The sequence below is a fragment of the Citrobacter sp. Ce104 genome (genome assembly GCF_030334595.1).
Taxonomy (GTDB): domain Bacteria; phylum Pseudomonadota; class Gammaproteobacteria; order Enterobacterales; family Enterobacteriaceae; genus Citrobacter; species Citrobacter europaeus.
In genome coordinates this window covers 505,301-525,466 of sequence record NZ_JAOWDP010000069.1, presented here as the reverse complement: position 1 = coordinate 525,466, position 20,166 = coordinate 505,301, and the positions used below count along the sequence as shown (strand labels likewise).

17 protein-coding genes are annotated in these 20,166 nt (G+C 52.2%); 9 read left to right on the top strand and 8 right to left on the bottom strand.

Features of this window, described 5'->3' with window-relative positions; all coding sequences use genetic code 11:
* The first annotated feature begins 3 nt into the window (after positions 1–3).
* The 5 genes from OGW16_RS25235 (at position 4) to OGW16_RS25215 (ending at position 4,359) form a co-directional block, all read left to right on the top strand.
* Positions 4–645 (top strand): lysophospholipid acyltransferase family protein, encoded by a 642-nt coding sequence (locus OGW16_RS25235; RefSeq protein WP_047411037.1) that lies wholly within the window; start codon positions 4–6, stop codon positions 643–645.
* Positions 638–2,398, top strand: a complete 1,761-nt coding sequence (locus OGW16_RS25230; protein ID WP_172863016.1) for a bifunctional alpha/beta hydrolase/class I SAM-dependent methyltransferase — start codon at positions 638–640, stop codon at positions 2,396–2,398. The genes OGW16_RS25235 and OGW16_RS25230 overlap by 8 nt, the downstream gene beginning before the upstream one ends.
* On the top strand, positions 2,388–3,692 hold the full coding sequence (locus tag OGW16_RS25225; RefSeq protein ID WP_286519238.1) for a phosphatase PAP2/dual specificity phosphatase family protein: 1,305 nt from the start codon (positions 2,388–2,390) through the stop codon (positions 3,690–3,692). The genes OGW16_RS25230 and OGW16_RS25225 overlap by 11 nt, the downstream gene beginning before the upstream one ends.
* Positions 3,668–4,069: a hypothetical protein gene (locus OGW16_RS25220; protein ID WP_172863017.1), complete on the top strand. Its 402-nt coding sequence runs from the start codon at positions 3,668–3,670 to the stop codon at positions 4,067–4,069. The genes OGW16_RS25225 and OGW16_RS25220 overlap by 25 nt, the downstream gene beginning before the upstream one ends.
* A gap of 98 nt (positions 4,070–4,167) precedes the next feature.
* A complete protein-coding gene (locus OGW16_RS25215; RefSeq protein ID WP_003020344.1) occupies positions 4,168–4,359 on the top strand; it encodes a hypothetical protein in 192 nt (63 codons plus the stop codon).
* A gap of 43 nt (positions 4,360–4,402) precedes the next feature.
* Here OGW16_RS25215 and azoR read toward each other — a convergent pair whose 3' ends face one another.
* Positions 4,403–5,008 (bottom strand): FMN-dependent NADH-azoreductase, encoded by a 606-nt coding sequence (azoR, locus tag OGW16_RS25210; RefSeq protein WP_043016220.1) that lies wholly within the window; start codon positions 5,006–5,008, stop codon positions 4,403–4,405.
* Between the two features lie 201 nt (positions 5,009–5,209).
* Here azoR and hrpA point away from each other — a divergent pair, with 201 nt between their 5' ends.
* From hrpA to aldA, 3 genes are all read left to right on the top strand, one after another.
* Complete coding sequence (gene hrpA, locus OGW16_RS25205) at positions 5,210–9,112, top strand: ATP-dependent RNA helicase HrpA (protein WP_043016221.1); 3,903 nt, start codon at positions 5,210–5,212, stop codon at positions 9,110–9,112.
* Positions 9,113–9,192: 80 nt separating this feature from the next.
* Positions 9,193–9,990, top strand: coding sequence for a YdcF family protein (locus OGW16_RS25200; protein ID WP_172863312.1), 798 nt, complete (start codon positions 9,193–9,195; stop codon positions 9,988–9,990).
* Between the two features lie 199 nt (positions 9,991–10,189).
* Positions 10,190–11,629: an aldehyde dehydrogenase gene (gene aldA / locus OGW16_RS25195; RefSeq protein ID WP_286519235.1), complete on the top strand. Its 1,440-nt coding sequence runs from the start codon at positions 10,190–10,192 to the stop codon at positions 11,627–11,629.
* 41 nt (positions 11,630–11,670) lie between these two features.
* Here the strand turns inward: aldA and OGW16_RS25190 are convergent, their stop codons facing one another.
* From OGW16_RS25190 to gap, 7 genes are all read right to left on the bottom strand, one after another.
* On the bottom strand, positions 11,671–12,594 hold the full coding sequence (locus OGW16_RS25190; protein WP_286519233.1) for an alpha/beta hydrolase: 924 nt from the start codon (positions 12,592–12,594) through the stop codon (positions 11,671–11,673).
* A gap of 98 nt (positions 12,595–12,692) precedes the next feature.
* The gene (locus OGW16_RS25185; RefSeq protein ID WP_087050523.1) at positions 12,693–13,277 is read right to left on the bottom strand and encodes a DUF1120 domain-containing protein; all 585 of its coding nucleotides are present in this window, start codon (positions 13,275–13,277) and stop codon (positions 12,693–12,695) included.
* Positions 13,277–15,649, bottom strand: coding sequence for a fimbrial biogenesis usher protein (locus OGW16_RS25180; protein ID WP_286519289.1), 2,373 nt, complete (start codon positions 15,647–15,649; stop codon positions 13,277–13,279). The genes OGW16_RS25185 and OGW16_RS25180 overlap by 1 nt, the downstream gene beginning before the upstream one ends.
* Before the next feature lie 57 nt (positions 15,650–15,706).
* Positions 15,707–16,411 (bottom strand): fimbria/pilus chaperone family protein, encoded by a 705-nt coding sequence (locus OGW16_RS25175; protein WP_080625226.1) that lies wholly within the window; start codon positions 16,409–16,411, stop codon positions 15,707–15,709.
* A gap of 102 nt (positions 16,412–16,513) precedes the next feature.
* Positions 16,514–17,191, bottom strand: a complete 678-nt coding sequence (locus OGW16_RS25170) for a DUF1120 domain-containing protein (RefSeq protein ID WP_087050524.1) — start codon at positions 17,189–17,191, stop codon at positions 16,514–16,516.
* Between the two features lie 73 nt (positions 17,192–17,264).
* The gene (locus OGW16_RS25165) at positions 17,265–17,957 is read right to left on the bottom strand and encodes a DUF1120 domain-containing protein (protein WP_080625224.1); all 693 of its coding nucleotides are present in this window, start codon (positions 17,955–17,957) and stop codon (positions 17,265–17,267) included.
* 303 nt (positions 17,958–18,260) lie between these two features.
* On the bottom strand, positions 18,261–19,262 hold the full coding sequence (gap, locus tag OGW16_RS25160; protein WP_286519230.1) for a type I glyceraldehyde-3-phosphate dehydrogenase: 1,002 nt from the start codon (positions 19,260–19,262) through the stop codon (positions 18,261–18,263).
* A 189-nt stretch (positions 19,263–19,451) separates the two neighbouring features.
* On the opposite strand from gap, the gene cybB reads away from it, so the two are divergent.
* Positions 19,452–19,982, top strand: a complete 531-nt coding sequence (gene cybB, locus OGW16_RS25155) for a cytochrome b561 (RefSeq protein ID WP_003020322.1) — start codon at positions 19,452–19,454, stop codon at positions 19,980–19,982.
* The last annotated feature ends 184 nt before the right edge of the window (positions 19,983–20,166 follow it).

The window sequence follows — 20,166 nt, the reverse complement described above, 5'->3', positions numbered from 1 at the left end:
CTTATGCTGAACTCAATTCTGCGAACCCTGTTTACGCTGTGCATCGTCTGGCCGGTGATTTGGCTGTGGCTGGGGCTGCGTATCAGGCACCGGGAGCGTTTGCCTACCCGCGGCCCGGCAATTATTGTCGCCAATCACAATAGCCATATGGATGTTTTTGCGCTGCTTTCGCTCTTTCCGCTGCGCCGTCAGGCGTCGGTTCATCCGGTGGCTGCCGCTGACTATTTCCTGCGTAATAAAGCCATGGCCTGGTTTGCGCTAAATATTCTTAACATTATTCCCATTTCGCGAAAGGGCGGAGAAGCCAATCCGCTGGCGCAGTGCGAACAGGCATTACGCGACGGCAAGATCCTGATCCTCTTTCCGGAAGGCACGCGGGGCGAGCCGGGGAAACTGTCGCCGCTGAAATCCGGATTGTGGCATCTGAGCCAGTGCGTACCGGAGGTACCGATTATTCCCGTCTGGCTGCGTGGTACCGAATCTGTCATGGCGAAAGGGAATCGTATCCCGCTGCCGCTGTTTATTGATGTCAATATAGGCAGTGCGTTGTATTTTCACGGGGATAAACCCCTCTTCATGGACGGACTCAGACAGCAACTGTTGCTGTTGGAGCAACAAACTAAAGGATTACATTCGCATGAGTGATACACGCGTACCTGACGAACGTCATTTTGTGACCAGTGACAATACCGAACTGTTTTATCGCTACTGGCCGGCAATTGCCCCTGGCGCAGCGCCTAAAGTGATCGTCATGTTCCATCGCGGACACGAACATTCCGGGCGGTTACAGCATATTGTGGACGAGCTGGCGATGCCGGATACCGCATTTTATGCCTGGGATGCGCGTGGTCATGGCCACTCTCCGGGCCAGCGCGGCTATAGTCCTTCTCTGGCGCGCTCGGTACAGGATGTCGAAGAATTTGTGCGTTTCGCCGCTGCAGACAGTCATGCCGCCATGGAAGATGTGGTGGTGGTGGCGCAAAGCGTTGGCGCGGTACTGGCCGCGACCTGGGTACATGACTATGCTCCCGCTATTCGCGGATTAGTACTGGCATCACCGGCCTTTAAAGTGAAATTGTATGTGCCGTTTGCTCGTCAGGGGTTGGCGTTAATGCACCGACTGCGCGGCCTGTTTTTCGTTAACTCTTATGTTAAGGGTAAATACCTGACGCATGACGTCGATCGTGTGGCGAGCTTTAACCTCGATACCCAGATAACCCGGGCTATTGCGGTTAATATCTTGCTGGATCTCTACAAAACGGCAGAACGCATCGTCAGCGATGCCGCCGCTATTACGGTGCCTGTGCAGTTGCTGGTGTCCGGCGATGATTTCGTTGTGCATCGCCAGCCGCAAATTGATTTTTATCAGCGTCTGCGAAATCCCCTCAAAGAGCTGCACGTGCTGCCGGGGTTTTACCACGACACGCTGGGCGAAAAAGACCGGCACCTGGCGTTCGATAAAATGCGTCATTTCATTTCTACGCTTTACGCTATGCCTCCACAGCGTTTTGATTACAGCAACGAAGATCGCTGGAGCCCAGGCGCCGATACCTGGCGGATGCTCAACGGGGGACCCGCGCCGTATTCTCTCGACGACATTGCGTACCGTGGCCTGCGCTACGGAATGAAGCTTCTGGGCACACAATCAACAGGCGTGCGTCTTGGATTTGAAACCGGTTTTGATTCCGGTAGCACACTGGATTATGTCTATCGCAACCAGCCGCAGGGCAACGGTGCGCTGGGGCGTTTAATCGACAAGAACTACCTGAACAATGTCGGCTGGCAGGGGATCCGCCAGCGTAAGATTCATTTGCAGATGCTGATTAGTAAGGCTGTTGCACAGTTGAATGAGCAGGGCACGCCGGTACATGTGGTGGATATTGCTGCCGGACATGGACGCTATGTGCTTGATGCGCTGGAAGGCGAAAAGGCGGTACGTTCAATTTTATTGCGTGATTACAGTGAATTGAATGTGAATAAAGGTCGGGAAATGATCGCCAGCAGAGGCATGGCTGACATTGCGCGTTTTGAGCAAGGCGATGCCTTCAACCGCGAACAACTGGCGGCGCTGGAGCCTCGTCCTGGTCTGGGGATTGTCTCTGGTTTGTACGAGCTTTTTCCTGAAAATGCGCTGGTCAAAAACTCTCTGGCCGGGCTGGCAGAGGCGATAGCGCCGGGGGGCGTATTGATTTACACCGGGCAGCCGTGGCATCCGCAGCTTAAAACGATAGCCTGGTCGCTGACCAGTCATAAAGACGGCAAAGCATGGGTTATGCGCGTGCGTACACAGGGTGAAATGGACGCGCTGGTCCGCGAGGCGGGCTTTGAGAAGTGTACCCAACTGATTGATGAGTGGGGTATTTTCACCGTTTCTATGGCGGTACGTCGTGCATCCTGAACAGCGTAAAGTTATGGTGCAGGCGGTAGGCTGGTTACTGCTGCTGGCGCCATTTTTTTTCCTTACCTACGGCAAGGTGAATCAGTTTACCGCCTGGCAGGATGCTCATTATCAGAACGTTGGCAGCATCGTTTTTGCCTGGGAATCTGCCATTCCTTTTATTCCGTGGACCATCATCCCGTACTGGAGTCTGGATCTGTTTTACGGGTTATCTCTGTTTGTTTGCACTACACGTTTCGAGCAGCGTCGGTTGGTGCTCAGGCTGGTACTGGCATCGTTGATTGCTTGCGCCGGTTTTTTACTGTTCCCGTTACAGTTTACCTTTACCCGCCCCGAAGTGACGGGCGCGGCGGGTTGGCTGTTTGCTCAGCTCGAACAGTTCGATCTGCCTTATAACCAGTCGCCGTCGCTGCATATCATTCTTTGTTGGCTGCTGTGGCGGCATTTCAGTCGCCATCTGTCCGGCGGCTGGCGCAGACTGTGCGATGGCTGGTCTTTACTGATCGCGGTATCGGTGCTGACCACCTGGCAGCATCACTTTATCGATATTATTACCGGGCTGGCGGCAGGAATGTTGATTGACTGGATGGTACCGGAACAATGCCGCTGGCGCTGGTGCAGACCGGATGCAGCCCGTCAGAGGCTGATGCGCCGTTACCTGCTGGGCTCGGCATTATGTTTTTTTGCTGCAGCGTTGCTGACGCCATGGCTGCTGTGGCCAGCGATGGCCTTGTTGATGGTCGGCTGCGGTTACGTGGGATTTGGCGCGGCGGTGACGGCGAAAGATTCGCAGGGGCGACTGTCTCCCGCGGTTTACTGGCTATCATTGCCGTGGCGTGCGGGAATGTGGCTGTCGATGCGCTGGTTTACCCGCCGTATACCGGCAGTAAGTCAGGTTGTGGCTGGCGTATCTCTCGGCAGTTTTCCGCGCTCGGCACCTGCGCAAAAGGCGGTGCTTGACTTAACCTTTGAGTTTTCACGTGGGCGGGCGACGTCCTCGCGTACTTATCATTGCGTACCGATGCTGGATTTAGTGATCCCGCATGAAGCTGAACTGCAGCAGGCGGTTAGCACTCTGGAGACTCTGCGTGAGGAACAGGGAACGGTGCTGGTGCACTGTGCCTTAGGGCTGTCGCGCAGCGCAATGGTGGTTGCAGCGTGGCTGTTGCGTTATGGCCATGCGGCGACGGTAGAGCACGCCGTGGCGCAGATTCGGGCGAGTCGGCCACAGGTGGTACTGACAGATAAACATCTGGAGATGCTGCGACAATGGCAACAGAAAGTGACAATGTAACGAATGGTGATGTGCTTCAGCATGCTCTGCTGCGGCATACGCTGGCAAGCTGGCGCTTCATGCTGCTTTTTTCCCTCCCGCCGATGGCATGGGTGCTGTTTGTTGCTCCGTCAGGAGTACTGCGCGCCGTCATGGCATTGCTGTGCGCTGTGGTCTGGTTTGGTTGCTGGCGACTGTGGCTCGACGAGCGCTATTTTTCGCTGATTAATCCGCAAAACAACGAGCAGGCCGGAAGTGCGCTGTGTTTTATCTGGCGACGTGAACGGTTGAAAACGTTAACGCTGGCTGAACGGCAGTCCGGCGCATTGAAACAGTTTCGTCATACGCTCTGCATGATTGCGGTTCTGTGGGCTTTCTGGCTGGTGCTGTTGATGTAGCATTCATCTGGATTATTCATCAACATCGCAATAGTTGCCACACGGCATCAAATTGAGGCTGATATAGTTCTATATCGGTCACGATGCGGAGTGAGATCATGTGGCTTCTCAAATGGTATGTCTGGAATCGTTGGGTATTTAAGCTATTAAGCCGGGATGTTGCCGAGCCAGAACAATTTTTGCTGCATTGCTGGGAAGAGAATCTGGCGAAATGCAGGGATTATGCAACTATCTGGCGTGATATTAATCGCATTCACGGCAAACAGATTCGGGTGCAGGTAAAGAAGTAAATACTGGAGAAACCCTCCCACCGGATGGTGAGAGGGTGAATTATCAGGCAGCGACGACGCTGTCGATAGCGGCTTTCGCATCGGACTGCGCTTTGGTCGCCACTTCCGGACCGTACGCAATGCCTTCCGCAAAGACGACGTTCACGTCGGTAATGCCGATAAAGCCCAGGAATACGTTCAGATACGGCGTGATCAGGTCGGTCGGGGTATCTTTATGGATACCACCACGGCTGGTCAGTACTACTGCGCGTTTACCTGTTACCAGACCTTCCGGACCTTTCTCGGTATAACGGAAGGTTACGCCAGCACGGGCAATCAGGTCGAAATAGTTTTTCAGCTGCGTTGGGATGTTGAAGTTATACATTGGCGCGGCGATAACAATTACATCATGCGCTTTCAGCTCAGCAATCAGTTCGTCGGACAACGCCAGCGCTTCTTGTTGACGCGGAGTCAGCGGCGCATCGCTCGGGCGCAGGGCACCCACCAGTTCGCCATCCAGTACCGGAACAGGATTTGCAGCCAGGTCGCGGACGGTGATTTCATCAGCGGAGTGCTTTTCACGCCACTGTTCAACAAAATAATCAGACAACTGACCAGACTGAGAGTACCCTGCCAGAATACTGGATTTCAGAACTAATACCTTGCTCATGGGTGTTTCCTTATATGTGTTTGAAGGGGTTATGCCCCGTTGCTTGTTGACACTTTATTCACAATCCTGTCGCAGTGATAGCGCAATATATCGAATCCTATGTTCGAAATTATTGAACAACACATGAAAAGCGCCGATGTGGTACTCTATACCTATCATCTAAAAGAGATTTAACCCGGCAGAGCACTGCCTTTTAACGCTATGACAGAACAACAAAAATTAACCTTCAATATGTTGCAGCAACAGCTGGATTCACTGATGCTGCGTGACAGACAGCGTTTTGCCCGCCGCCTGCACGGTGTTAAGAAGGTTAAAAATCCTGATGCACAACAGGCCATTTACCAGGAGATGGCAAAAGAGATTGATCACGCAGCCGGTAAAGTTGTGCTGCGTGAAGCGGCGCGTCCGGTCATCAGCTATCCGGAAAACCTGCCAGTCAGCCAGAAAAAACAGGATATTCTGGAGGCAATTCGCGACCATCAGGTGGTGATTGTTGCCGGTGAGACCGGGTCAGGTAAAACCACCCAGTTACCCAAAATCTGTATGGAGCTCGGACGCGGGATAAAAGGGCTGATCGGCCATACCCAACCGCGTCGTCTGGCGGCGCGTACGGTAGCGAACCGTATTGCGGAAGAACTGCAAACCGAGCCGGGTGGCTGTATCGGCTATAAGGTCCGTTTTAGCGATCATGTCAGCGACAACACGATGGTGAAGCTGATGACGGACGGTATCTTGCTGGCGGAAATCCAGCAGGATCGGCTGTTGATGCAGTACGACACTATCATCATCGATGAAGCGCATGAACGCAGCCTGAATATCGACTTTCTGCTCGGCTATCTGAAAGAGCTTCTGCCGCGCCGTCCGGATCTAAAAATTATCATCACTTCGGCGACTATCGACCCGGAGCGTTTTTCAAAGCATTTCAATAATGCGCCGATTATCGAAGTCTCCGGTCGAACGTATCCGGTGGAAGTTCGCTATCGTCCGATTGTTGAAGATGCAGATGATACCGAACGTGACCAACTGCAGGCTATTTTTGATGCTGTAGAGGAATTAGGCCGTGAAAGTCAGGGCGACATTCTGATCTTTATGAGCGGCGAGCGCGAAATCCGCGACACCGCCGATGCCCTGAATAAGCTGGATTTACGCCACACCGAAGTGCTGCCGCTGTATGCGCGTCTCTCCAATAGCGAGCAGAACCGCGTGTTCCAGTCGCACAGCGGTCGCCGTATCGTGCTGGCGACCAACGTGGCGGAAACGTCGCTGACCGTACCGGGCATCAAGTATGTGATTGACCCGGGCACTGCGCGTATTAGTCGTTACAGTTACCGCACCAAAGTCCAGCGCTTACCGATAGAACCGGTGTCACAGGCTTCCGCTAACCAGCGTAAAGGCCGCTGCGGTCGTGTTTCGGAAGGGATCTGTATTCGTCTGTATTCCGAAGATGATTTCCTGTCGCGCCCGGAGTTTACCGATCCGGAGATCCTGCGTACTAACCTGGCGTCCGTTATTTTGCAGATGACGGCGTTGGGGCTGGGCGATATCGCGGCGTTTCCGTTTGTTGAGGCACCGGATAAACGCAATATTCAGGACGGCGTACGCCTGCTCGAAGAGCTGGGGGCGATAACCACCGACGAACAGGCAACCGCTTATAAGTTAACGCCGTTGGGCCGTCAGCTGTCGCAACTGCCGGTGGATCCGCGTCTGGCGCGCATGGTGCTGGAAGCGCAAAAACATGGCTGTGTGCGTGAGGCGATGATCATTACCTCGGCGCTGTCTATTCAGGATCCGCGCGAGCGTCCGATGGACAAGCAGCAGGCTTCCGACGAGAAGCATCGCCGTTTCCATGACAAAGAGTCTGATTTCCTCGCATTTGTGAACCTGTGGAACTATCTCGGCGAGCAGCAAAAAGCGCTGTCGTCAAACCAGTTCCGTCGCCAGTGCAAACTTGATTTTCTGAACTACCTGCGCGTGCGTGAATGGCAGGATATTTACACCCAGCTGCGTCAGGTAGTGAAAGAGTTAGGGATCCCGGTTAACAGCGAACCAGCTGAATACCGGGAAATCCACGTCGCGCTGCTGACCGGTTTACTGTCGCATATCGGGATGAAAGATACCGATAAACAGGAGTTTACCGGTGCGCGTAACGCCCGCTTCTCGATCTTTCCGGGCTCCGGTCTATTTAAAAAACCGCCGAAGTGGACGATGGTAGCGGAGCTGGTGGAAACCAGTCGCCTGTGGGGACGTATTGCCGCACGCATCGATCCTGAGTGGGTTGAACCGGTTGCCCAGCATCTGATCAAACGTTCATACAGTGAACCGCACTGGGAACGTGCGCAGGGCGCGGTGATGGCAACAGAAAAGGTCACCGTCTATGGTTTACCGATTGTTGCGGCCCGTAAGGTGAACTACAGCCAGATCGATCCCGCACTGTCGCGTGAGTTGTTCATCCGCCATGCGCTGGTGGAAGGTGACTGGCAAACGCGCCATGCGTTTTTCCGCGATAACCTGAAGCTACGGGCGGAAGTGGAAGAGTTAGAGCACAAATCGCGCCGTCGCGACATTCTGGTCGATGATGAGACGCTATTTGAGTTTTACGACCAGCGCATCAGTCATGATGTGGTCTCCGCGCGTCACTTTGACAGCTGGTGGAAAAAGGTCAGCCGTGAAACGCCGGATCTGCTCAACTTTGAAAAGAGCATGCTTATCAAAGAGGGCGCGGAAAAAATCAGTAAGCTGGATTACCCGAACTTCTGGCATCAGGGTAACCTCAAACTTCGCCTGAGCTATCAGTTCGAACCGGGAGCTGATGCGGACGGTGTGACTGTGCATATTCCGCTGCCGCTGCTCAATCAGATCGACGAGAGCGGTTTTGAATGGCAAATTCCGGGGCTACGCCGCGAACTGGTGATCGCCCTGATTAAGTCGCTGCCGAAACCGGTACGACGCAACTTTGTGCCTGCGCCGAACTATGCCGAAGCGTTTTTAGGTCGCGTCACGCCGCTGGAACTGCCGCTGCTGGACGCGCTGGAGCGTGAACTGCGCCGCATGACCGGCGTTACCGTTGACCGTGAGGACTGGCACTGGGATCAGGTGCCCGATCACCTGAAAATCACCTTCCGGGTCGTGGATGATAAAAATAAGAAGCTGCAGGAAGGGCGTTCGCTGCAAGATTTGAAGGATGCGCTGAAGGGTAAAGTTCAGGAAACATTGTCTGCGGTGGCGGATGACGGTATCGAACAAAGCGGGTTGCACATCTGGAGCTTCGGTCAGCTTCCGGAAAGTTACGAACAAAAACGCGGTAACTATAAGGTCAAAGCATGGCCAGCGCTGGTGGATGAGCGTGACAGCGTCGCCATCAAACTGTTTGATAACCCACTGGAGCAACAGCAGGCGATGTGGTGTGGTTTACGCCGCCTGTTGTTGCTGAATATTCCATCACCGATCAAATATTTGCATGAAAAACTGCCCAACAAAGCCAAGCTGGGATTGTACTTTAACCCGTACGGTAAAGTGCTGGATTTGATTGACGACTGTATCTCCTGCGGTGTGGATCAGTTAATTGACGCCAACGGCGGTCCGGTGTGGACCGAAGAAGGCTTCACCGCGCTGCATGAGAAAGTGCGGGCTGAACTGAACGATACGGTGGTGGATATTGCTAAGCAGGTCGAGCAGATCCTGACCGCGGTATTTAATATCAACAAACGTCTGAAAGGGCGCGTGGATATGACCATGGCGCTGGGGCTTGCGGATATCAAAGCGCAGATGGGCGGGCTGGTGTACCGTGGATTTGTTACCGGCAATGGTTTCAAACGTCTCGGCGATACGTTGCGCTATTTGCAGGCTATCGAAAAACGCCTGGAAAAACTGGCTATCGACCCACATCGTGACCGTGCGCAAATGCTGAAAGTGGATAGCGTGCAGCAGGCCTGGCAGCAGTGGTTCAATAAACTGCCTCCCGCGCGGCGTGAAGATGATGATGTCAAAGAGATCCGCTGGATGATAGAAGAGCTGCGCGTCAGCTATTTTGCCCAGCAGCTTGGTACGCCGTATCCCATCTCCGATAAACGTATTTTGCAGGCGATGGAGCAGATTACAGGGTAATACGGTGCTGGACTGTAGGCCGGATAAGGCGTAGCCGCCATCCGGCCTCTGTACCCGGTAAAGAATAAACGCCAGGAGTTATAAGTATGAGTCAGTTTCCGATACTTGCCGCAACCACCCTCGCGGCTATAAATACCGTAGGGCGATGGTTGGCGCAGAATGATTTTACGGGGAATATCACCGTTCAGTCAGATTGCGTGATTCTGGCAGGGAATGCGGTTATTCCGACTATCGACGCCGCCTGCCGGATCGCCAAAGAGCAACAGGTTCCCTTGTTGATTAGCGGTGGTATCGGCCACTCCACACGATTTCTGTATGACGCGATTGCAGAGCATCCTCGTTACAACATCATTCGTACCACCGGACGTGCGGAAGCGGCGATCCTTGCTGATATCGCTCATCAGTTCTGGCAAATTCCGGGAGAGAAGATTTGGGTGGAAGACCAGTCAACAAACTGCGGCGAGAATGCCCGATTTAGCTGTGCATTACTGAATCAGGCGACAGAAAGTATTCATACCGTCATTGTGGTGCAGGATCCCACTATGCAACGTCGCACGATGGCAACATTTCTGCGCGTAACCCGCGATGAGCCGCATGCGCCGCGCTGGCTGAGTTTCCCTGGATTCATCCCCGAGCTGGCCCAACGGCAAGACGGCGTGGATTTTGTGCCAGCAGCAGAAGGTTTGTGGTCGGTAGATCGCTATCTTTCTCTCATTACCGGTGAGCTTCCGCGCTTGCGTGATGATGCCACCGGCTACGGACCTTGCGGCCGCGATTTTATTGCCCATGTTGATATTCCTCAGAACGTTGAGCAAGCCTGGCAGCAGTTGCAAAATGATACCGCGCTGACTGACTTACTGGAAAGCCGTTCTCTGTAATTCCTGCTGCCCGTTTGTTGATGTTTTGCGGCAAACGGGCAGAAATCCCACCTGGTTTTTCTCTTTATCCTTACTTTGCCAGACGCTTTTATGAAGCCGCTCACAGAACAGCCACTCCAGCCATAATGTGACAGGCATGATTGATATTAATTAACAATAGTTTTACTTGTTAAAAACAATTCAATCACAGGAGAGCCGCATGTCAGTACCCGTACAACATCCTATGTATATCGATGGGCAGTTTGTGACCTGGCACGATGAGGCCTGGATTGATGTCGTCAATCCGGCCACGGAAGAGGTTATCTCGCGTATTCCCGATGGCCGCGCCGAAGATGCGCGTAAAGCGATAGACGCCGCCCAGCGCGCTCAGCCTGAGTGGGAAGCGCTGCCCGCCATTGAACGGGCGAACTGGTTACGCAAAATTTCTGCGGGTATTCGCCAGCGAGCCAGTGAAATCAGCGCGCTGATTGTGGCGGAGGGCGGAAAAATACAGCAACTGGCAGACGTCGAAGTCTCGTTTACCGCCGACTATATCGATTATATGGCGGAGTGGGCGCGTCGCTATGAAGGCGAGATCCTGCAAAGCGATCGTCCGGGCGAAAATATTTTGCTGTTTAAACGCGCTTTGGGCGTGACTACGGGCATTCTGCCGTGGAATTTCCCGTTTTTCCTGATTGCCCGCAAACTGGCTCCCGCATTACTGACGGGGAATACCATTGTCATTAAACCGAGTGAATTCACCCCGAATAACGCCATCGCTTTTGCCAAAATTGTTGATGACATTGGCTTACCGCGCGGCGTCTTTAATCTGGTGCTGGGACGCGGTGAAACGGTCGGTCAGGAGCTGGCCGGAAACCCGAAGGTCGCCATGGTGAGCATGACCGGTAGCGTCGGCGCGGGGGAGAAAATCATGGCTGCAGCGGCGAAAAATATCACTAAAGTGTGTCTGGAACTTGGTGGTAAAGCTCCGGCGATTGTGATGGATGATGCGGATCTCGAGCTGGCGGTGAAGGCCATTGTCGACTCACGGGTGATTAACACCGGGCAGGTGTGCAACTGTGCCGAGCGCGTGTACGTTCAGAAAGGTATTTATGATCAGTTCGCCAATCGTCTGGGCGAGGCGATGAAAGCCGTACAGTTCGGCAATCCGGCGGAACGCAACGACATCGCGATGGGACCGCTGATCAATGCCGCTGCGCTGGAGCGTGTTGAGCAGAAAGTCGCACGGGCGGTGCAGGAAGGCGCCCGTGTGGTGTTGGGCGGTAAGGCCGTTGCCGGCAAAGGTTATTACTACCCGCCGACGTTGCTGTTAGACGTGCGCCAGGAGATGGCGATTATGCACGAGGAGACGTTTGGTCCGGTGCTGCCGGTGGTGGCGTTTGATAAGCTGGATCAGGCGCTGACGATGGCTAATGACAGCGACTACGGTCTGACCTCATCGATCTATACGCAGAATCTGAATACGGCGATGAAAGCCATTAAAGGGCTGAAGTTTGGCGAAACCTATATTAACCGTGAAAACTTCGAGGCGATGCAGGGCTTTCACGCTGGCTGGCGCAAGTCCGGGATTGGCGGGGCCGACGGTAAACACGGTCTGAACGAATACCTGCAAACGCAGGTGGTGTATTTGCAGTCCTAAGTTTCTTGCCGGGTGAGCCTGTACGCCACCCGGCGCAATTCTCACACTTTGGTGGCGATCCAGTTCATCATCATTTCCGGCCAGATGGCCAGCGGCAACCCCTGTGCATCGCGAATACCAAATCCGTGCTTACCGCGTTCAAACAGATGCATTTCGACCGAAACCCCCAGCTCACGTAGCGCATTAAAGAAGACCAGGCTGTTTTCCACCTTCACCGCTGGATCGTCAATGGCGTGTAGCAGGAACGTCGGCGGCGTTGTGTTATCCGCTCGTTCTTCAAGAGAATAGCGCTGCAGGTCTTCCTTTTCGGGCGTAGCGCCAACCAGCTCAAGGCGAGAGCCTGGGTGACCGATGTCTTCGCGCAGGGTGACAACCGGGTACACCAGCGCCATGAAGGCAGGACGCGCAGGTTGCTCGTCTACGTCATCAATTGGCGTATAAACCGATTCGGCAAACCGGGTTCCCAGACTGGCGGCTACGTGACCACCGGAGGAGAAGCCCAACACCCCGATACGGTCAGGGTTAATTTTCCATTCATGGGCGTTGGCGCGAATGTAGCGCATGGCGCGTTGGGCATCGGCCAGCGGTGCATTGGCGCCTTCTTCGTGCCCATCGCCCGGCATGCGGTAGGTCATCACAAACAGAGTATAACCGCGGGCGTTAAAGAACGGTGCCAGTGCGCTGCCTTCTTTATCCATCACCACGCGACGATAAGAGCCACCAGGGGTAACAAGGATCCCAATACCGTTAGGTTTGGCAGGGGCGTAAACGGTAATTTCCGGGGCGCGAATGCCGGTGACCGCGCGATCGTAATCAGACGTTCCGGTATGTCGGGGTTCAGGCGTAAATACCGCATCGCTGTTTTTTGCTCCGGGGGCTTCACCCTGTGGCCAGAGGGTAAACGTGGAAGAAAGGCTAACGGCGTGCGCCATCATTTGAGTCAATTCAGAATGGGGCAGATTCATGCTATGTGTTCCTTACAACCGCAAAGGAACATCATAAAAGATGGCAGGGCGTAAAGCAGTGATACGACAGGCGGTCACGACTGCTTTACGCATTTGCTTTATGATTTTGTGAGTAAACGCCAGGTTATGTCCGATTCCAGCGTCGTTTGATCGGATATGTTGCTAAAGGCGCTGTCCTTCAGTACAGGAAATAAGGTTACCGTAAAGCTGACCTGCTGACCCAGAGGCACCTCGTTATTTTCAACGGCGATGACGGCCTCGTTATTGTGAATATAAAGAGGATTTGTCGTACCGCTTGCAGGTGAGAAATTCACCTGATCGGTTGTTTTGCCAACCGTGTAGCTTTTGCCATCCACGATCATATTACCGACTTTTACGCCTACGCCTCCCTGATCGCCAAATTTGAAACGACCTTTCTCACCTGCAGAGCCGTTTAACAGTACGGCCACGCGCTGTTTCTCTGGGCAGTAGATATTCACGTTTACTTCACGCTCTTCCAGCTTATGCCAGTTTTGCTGTGAACTTACGATGCTCTCACGCTGGATCCGGGCGTAGTTAACTTCAGTACTTGAAAGTGTAATCTGACATTCATCCTCACCGGCATAGGCAAGTGATGACGCCAACAATGTTATCAAAGTTAAAGCGGTTAATCGTACTGACGCGCTAAAGGCGGTTTGAATCATCACTGGCACACTCCGTTGGCTTCTTCATAAAATGCCTGTTCATCTCGTGTTGGATTCAGAGTGAAATCAATCTTGCATAGTTTGCGATCGTTGTTATCCATGGCATACAGTGCGTCAAGCTGATCTGCATCCGTCAGAAATACATGTCCATCATCCACGCTGGTTACGATGTAATTTTCTTTTCCATCAACAATAGAGAGGCCCTTAGCCAGCGGTGTACCGTCCGGGTTTTTAACGCGCAGCATCACGCGACGGCTGTTCAGCACTTTGAAACTGACCTCACTTACCGAAGCATGTGCAGCAGCAATGTATTTGGTTCCATTTGCCAGCGTCATACTTTGCGGCAGCTTGTTGGCATTAATCTCCAGGCGCGAATTACGCCATTCGGTCAGGCCGGGCACCACGGCTTGTCCCCAGAAATCAGTCCAAATCGTGCCTTGCGGTGTTTCAATTTCAACGCCGCTTGTATGCTCATTTAGCCGGGCAATGGCAAAGGTATCCCGGATAGAATAGGGAGAGAACGTCACCCCATTTTTATGCGCGACGATGCCGCCTGATAATGTAGCGTTGTAGTTGCGCTGATGGTCGCTGCTGTTACCCACACCAAGTCCCAGTTGGGTATAATGCAGGTTAGTGTTCAGATTGCCATTGAAGCTGTTAGTCCGGTCCTCATCGTCCCGATCAGCGGAGATCGAGTAATTCGTATTTTCCGTTAACTGACCGGCGTTTTGTACGCCGTAGGTTGTGCGGTCATCTTCTTTACGCATGTAAGTGCTGATGCTTTGTCCGCTACCGAGTGGAATGCTGAGGTTAACGTACAGCAATTCGTTGTCCTGATCGTCATCGACATTCCCGACAGCGCTCTGCCAGTTGACGGTGACGGAAGCGTATTTAAAGGTTTTCCCCCAGGAGAGCAACAAATAGCGGCTGTCTTCAGCGTCGCCAGCCCTCTGGTTATAGTTAAAACCTGCGCTAAAAGCGCCAGCCAGGGAAGAGCCCCAGCTTAGCGTTCCCGAGTACATATTATCATATGGCTGATAATCTTCATTCAGCGCATCGGACAACTCCCGATACCCGTTGTTGTAATGGGCGGCACTCACCGATAAGCCAACACCTTCCGTCAGCCTGAGGTCGCTTTGCAGCTCGCTTTTAAACCCGTGGCTGTCCTCACCAAATTGCTCCTGGCTCGCGGCGGCGCTTGCGGAGACGCTGAAGCTCTCATTGAGCATATATTCTGAGCGGACACCCGCGGCCTGGTAATCTTCAGCCAGCATACCGGTGGCGAGTAAGTTGGCGTTTTGCATTATTCGCCACCCGTCGGACAGGCTGACAACCCACGGGTTATCATAATCACCGTCAAGATCCCGGACGCGACCGGCAGATACCGTCAGTCCCTGTGGTCGCGACAGCTGCTGCGTTCTTACGGCAGACGCCGGAACAATAAAACGGCTGCTGGAGCCATCGGTTTCGAACACGGTCACGTCCAGCGCGACGTTGTTACGCGCGATGGGAACATCTTCAAGAGTGAAGGGGCCTGCGTTTACCAGCGTATTGTAAATCAGCTGACCGCTCTGACGGACTTCAACGCGCGCCTGGGCGCTTCTGGCAATACCTGAGACATTCACCCCAGAACGGCTTCCCAGCAGACCGTTGGTGGGCATTAACTGCACGCCGGTAACGGAGACACCGCTCAGCACATCGGAGTTGGCGTTGATTTCGCCGACCTGGAGAGTCTGTTTTTGTTCGGTAAACACATGCTCGGCAAAAGTATAAATACTGTCAGTGCTTTTTGTGCCGTCATCATCGGCAAGAATATAGCGACTACGCAATGCCCAGCCGGCAACGTTAAAGCCGCCTTCCAGGCTTGCCTGGGAATACTGGCGGCTGTCGCCCCCCTGAAATTCATTTCGGGTGCTGAATAATGAATAGTTCAGTAAACCGGCCGTGCCGCCATGCTGAAAGTTTTTACTGTCAGCCGCAAAATTATCCAGCGCTGTTTCTGGCAGATAAAGCGCTACCGTATTTTCACCGGGCAGGGCATTAACAATGGCCTGGGGATAATCATCACGAATATCATGACATTGTTCATCTGCCTTGAGTGGAACAGGCATCAGCCCGGCAAAGTCCAGAAAATCTTTATCAATACAGAGTGTGCCGTCTTCCCCAAAACGTACGGCAGCGGTGCCGCGCGTTTTATTATTTATTTTTACCTGAACGGAATGTGTTCCCGGTAAAAAACGTGGGGATTTGGCGAAGTAACGATTAAGATCCTGGCTCAGGCCACGATTTTTAATTATGTCCGTGTCAAAAGTGACCTCGCGAGCGCAGAGGTCGGCTGAACTAAACAGCAGCAGAGGAAATGCGCCAGCCATAATTATCTGAATAGAAAGCGCCAGACGGCTTTTATTATACAAAGTCGTACTCTCTTATTATTTGTGGTTTAATTCAGCAATAAAACTTGGAACTTCTACTCCATAGCGACTGGCAGGGAAAAATTTGACTTGTTTATCACCACCAGTGTCTTTATTCAGCGACAGGGTGATGGACTCGCCCGGCAGAATATGTGTTTTGCCAATGTCAGTCGTCGTTTTTGATGGTAAGAAAACGGCATTTTGCGCCAGTCTGACTACATATTTACTGGGGTTGGATAAAGTGACTGTTTTACCAGACTGACTCCATTCCAGATATTTCCACGCATCGGTAACAACCGCAAGCCTGGCCGGGCGAATCAGTACGGGAATATCCTGGCGAATATTGATGCCGATTTTAATCCGGTTATCATCGCTTTTCGGCGGTATTCCTTCAAATGTGACGCGCTTATAATGTTCAACATCCAGCGGTTCATTGCTTTGCAAAATAAAACGCAGTTGCTGTGTTTGTTGTGGTTCAAGACGAACAACAGGTTGCGTCACAATAAGTTTTAACCCCTGATCGTCCTTTATATCAATGACATTGGTATACAGCAGTGACGGATGGTCGTCCGTGTTCTTGATATTTATGGTTCCGCTGTGGGTGGCTTCGTCGATCACCAGCAGGCTGGTTTCGGGGACCATGCCAGCCGCGAAGGCCGGTGCCTGCGATATTAATAAAGCACTCGACAGAACAGTGTTGAGCGTGGTGTTTTTGAATAACATAAATAGTATCTCCTTGATAAAAATAACATTCCATGTTTAGCGTGATGCCTGAAAAAAGAGTAAACGGGACCCGTTTACTCTCGGTGCGATCGCCAGGCTAAATTACAGATAACGCAGGCTGATGGTTACCTGACCATTGAGGTTGGTATCGTCAGTAATTGCGAGGGTCGCGGTATCCTGAATTGCCAGAGATGTGACCAGCGGGAATGTTGCGCTCAGGAACGCCAGCGGCTCGGTGGTACCCGCAGTTGCAACGGTGATGTCACGTACGTTGCTACCCTGGGTCGCGCCATCAGCGCTTTTCGTCCAGTCACCGGTTTTATTTTGCTGATAAATAGTATCAACCGTGTTGGTATCAGCAACGACGCCGCTGGTTTTAACAAACAGGGTGTAAGCGCCAATTTTAACGTTGCCGCCGGTTAACCCTACGCCGTAGCTCTGCGCACTGCCGAGATAGGTGCCGCCGGTAAAGGTAGCGTCATTCACCGTGATATCCGCACGCGTGTCCGCGCGGTCATCGACCATATTCCAGGACACTTTGGTGGCGGAGGCGCAAGTAATGGTCAGATCAATATCTTTCTGACCCAACTGATTGACATCCGATGCAGACAGAGATCCCAGGCGAATAGTGCCATAGTTAACGACACCGCTATTGCTCAGCGTGGGCATGCAGGCTGCGTTGGTCAGTAAACCCTTGACCTTCAATACGGCAGTCGGGTCTGCCGCAAAAGCGGAAGTCACGCACAGGGAAAGTGCCGTCGCAAGAAGCAGTTTTTTCATTTGTTAATCCTTAACATTAAAATACAGACGTTATTTAAGATTTATGCTCAGATGAATTAGTTAAATAACGTAATTACAGATAAAACATGGTAAACGTCGCCTGACCATCCATATTGGTATCGTCAGTAATTGCCAGCGTTGTTGTATTTTGAATCGCTAGCGTGGTAACCAGGGGTATAGTCACCGTGGTGAATGCCAGTGGTTCTATGGTACCAAACTTGCCAACGGTGTATTCATATGCGTTATGCGCGAACGTTGTTTTGTAACTCAACGACGCCATCATGCTTCTCCATGTATTAACGCCCCCATGGCCGTAACGAACGAGCAGCGTTGCGGAGGCTCCGTCAGCAGTGACCGTTTCCGATGCCGCACGGATGCTATAGTTGCCAATATTGACGCCGTTGGTCGTTTTACCTACGCCAAACACGAGATCTGAGGCACCAATTACCCCACCATCCGTTGCCGCGTTTTCAATCATAATACCCGCCACGCTGTCAGTACGGTCGTCGGTAACCTGAAAACCCAGTTGCGTTGGCACCGGGCAGTTAATGACCAGATTGGTTTCTTTAGCGCCCAACTGATTATTGTCTACTGCTGAAAGCGCACTCAAGTGAATTGTGCCGTAGTCGATAGTTGTTCCACCGCCAATTTCTGGCGTGCAGGCAGAGTTTGTTAACACGCCCTGGACTTGCAATACGGTCTGATCTGCGGCAAATGCAGATGCTGTGCACAGTGATAGCGCAGTAAAAAGAAGTGTCTTTTTCAATTGTTAATCCTTAACAAATGTTATCGCTGAGATAATCTCTGGATATCTTAATAGTTTATGTATGAACTCAATGTATAAACCGAATTCATAATATATTGAGGAGGGCGATACTGGCAATTAAGTAAAATTAAATATCAAATTTACATATTTTAACATTTTGTATGTGAATACATTTATGGTGTGGATTTTTTTACTTATGTAGCGAAACACAATAATGACAGAGAAAAGGTGAACCGTCATGATGCTAATGACTACATAACGGTTACTCAACGCAGAATTGAGTAACCGGATGTAATTAATCAGCTAGATCTTGATAAACTTATCCAGCGTACGAATAAGTTGGGTGACAAAACCGTATTCGTTATCATACCAGGCGACGGTTTTTACCAGTTGCAGATCGCCCACTTCGGTAATTTCGGTTTGCGTTGCATCAAATACCGAACCGAAATGCGAGCCAATGACATCTGACGAGACAATTTCTTCGTCGGTATAGCCAAATGATTCATTATTTTGCGTGGCTTTTTTCAGCGCGTTGTTAACCTCTTCAGCGGTGACTTTTTTACCCAACACGGATACCAGCTCGGTGACGGATCCGGTTTTCACCGGCACACGCTGGGCGTGGCCTTTTAATTTTCCGCTCAATGCCGGAATGACCAGACCAATGGCTTTGGCGGCTCCGGTGGTATGGGGAATGATATTCTCCGCCGCCGCGCGTGAGGCGCGCAGATCTTTCCCGCGTGGGCCATCAACCAGCGACTGTGTCCCCGTGTAGGCGTGAATGGTGGTCATGGTGCCAAGCTGAATACCGAAGCTGTCGTGCAGCGCTTTCGCCATCGGCGCCAGGCAGTTGGTGGTGCACGACGCCACTGAAATAATCCGATCGTTCGCCTCCATAGTGTCGTCGTTGACGTTAAAGACGATCGTCTTCATATCGCCGGCAGGGGCGGATATCAGGACTTTTTTGGCCCCTGCATCAATATGCGCCTGTGATTTCTCGGTTGAGGTATAAAAACCGGTGCATTCGATGATTATCTCAGCGCCAGTGGTTTTCCACGGAATGTTTTTGGCCTCTTTTTCCGCGTAAACGGCGATCTTTTTACCGTCGACAATCAGCGCGTCTTCGGTAAAGTCGACGCTCCAGGGAAACGGCCCGTAGTTTGAATCGTGTTTTAACAGATAGGCGAGAATTTTGGGCGAGGTGAGGTCATTAATGGCGACAACCTCCACGCTGCTTTTGACTTCCCGTAGCCGACGCAATACCAGACGACCGATACGACCAAAACCGTTAATGCCAATTTTACTCATGGTTTTCTCCTGTCAGGATGGGGCGGTACGACATATTTTCCCTACCAGGCTTAGTTCAGACAGGCATTCAGGGCAATAGCTGTTTTTGCGGTTAAGCGTAAGCGACTGAAAATGGGTGAACAAAAGTTAATGAATTTTTAACAAAAGCCCGTTATGTTGACGCATTATTGTTTTTATTCAGGAAGTGTTATGGGGAATAAGTATTCTGGCCTGCAAATTGGTATTCACTGGCTGGTCTTTTTGTTGGTTATCGTGGCGTACAGCGCCATGGAGTTTCGCGGATTTTTCCCGCGCAGCTATCGCCCCTTGTTCAACATGGTGCACGTCTCCTGCGGTATCACTATTTTAACGCTGATGGTGGCGCGTCTGCTGGTCAGACTGAAATACCCGGCTCCACCGATTGTGCCAAAACCGAAGCCGATGATGACCGGAATGGCGCATCTGGGGCATCTGGTTATCTATCTGTTGTTTATCGTTCTGCCGATTATTGGGCTGGTGATGATGTACAACCGGGGTAACCCGTGGATTGCATTCGGCATCGTTATGCCGCATGCGGCAGAGGCCAACTTTGATTTAGTGGACATGCTGAAGTCCTGGCACGTGACGCTGGCAAATCTGGGCTATTTTGTTATTGCTCTGCATGCCGCCGCGGCCCTGATGCACCACTATTTCTGGAAGGACAATACGCTGTTGCGCATGATGCCGCGCAAACGCTCCTGAGGTCACGCCCCGCAAGCGCGCAATGTCGTTCAGGTTGAACATGTGATTCTTGATCAGGGTTCCGTTCACCTCAGCCGTATCACTTTTCTAAAGCACAGATACCCGTGAACGTGCAAGGGAGGCTCACCGCCGCCTCCCTTGCATCCCAGGCTCCCGGCGGGAAAATCGTCGCTGCGCGAGCTAT

What these genes read in the sequence shown, in the direction of transcription:
- OGW16_RS25235 (WP_047411037.1), top strand. Translation starts at nt 4, where the DNA reads ATGCTGAACTCAATTCTGCGAACCCTGTTTACGCTGTGCATCGTCTGG.
- OGW16_RS25230 (WP_172863016.1), top strand. Translation starts at nt 638, where the DNA reads ATGAGTGATACACGCGTACCTGACGAACGTCATTTTGTGACCAGTGAC.
- OGW16_RS25220 (WP_172863017.1), top strand. Translation starts at nt 3,668, where the DNA reads ATGGCAACAGAAAGTGACAATGTAACGAATGGTGATGTGCTTCAGCAT.
- OGW16_RS25215 (WP_003020344.1), top strand. Translation starts at nt 4,168, where the DNA reads ATGTGGCTTCTCAAATGGTATGTCTGGAATCGTTGGGTATTTAAGCTA.
- azoR (WP_043016220.1), bottom strand. Translation starts at nt 5,008, where the DNA reads ATGAGCAAGGTATTAGTTCTGAAATCCAGTATTCTGGCAGGGTACTCT.
- hrpA (WP_043016221.1), top strand. Translation starts at nt 5,210, where the DNA reads ATGACAGAACAACAAAAATTAACCTTCAATATGTTGCAGCAACAGCTG.
- aldA (WP_286519235.1), top strand. Translation starts at nt 10,190, where the DNA reads ATGTCAGTACCCGTACAACATCCTATGTATATCGATGGGCAGTTTGTG.
- OGW16_RS25190 (WP_286519233.1), bottom strand. Translation starts at nt 12,594, where the DNA reads ATGAATCTGCCCCATTCTGAATTGACTCAAATGATGGCGCACGCCGTT.
- OGW16_RS25185 (WP_087050523.1), bottom strand. Translation starts at nt 13,277, where the DNA reads ATGATTCAAACCGCCTTTAGCGCGTCAGTACGATTAACCGCTTTAACT.
- OGW16_RS25180 (WP_286519289.1), bottom strand. Translation starts at nt 15,649, where the DNA reads ATGGCTGGCGCATTTCCTCTGCTGCTGTTTAGTTCAGCCGACCTCTGC.
- OGW16_RS25175 (WP_080625226.1), bottom strand. Translation starts at nt 16,411, where the DNA reads ATGTTATTCAAAAACACCACGCTCAACACTGTTCTGTCGAGTGCTTTA.
- OGW16_RS25170 (WP_087050524.1), bottom strand. Translation starts at nt 17,191, where the DNA reads ATGAAAAAACTGCTTCTTGCGACGGCACTTTCCCTGTGCGTGACTTCC.
- gap (WP_286519230.1), bottom strand. Translation starts at nt 19,262, where the DNA reads ATGAGTAAAATTGGCATTAACGGTTTTGGTCGTATCGGTCGTCTGGTA.
- cybB (WP_003020322.1), top strand. Translation starts at nt 19,452, where the DNA reads ATGGGGAATAAGTATTCTGGCCTGCAAATTGGTATTCACTGGCTGGTC.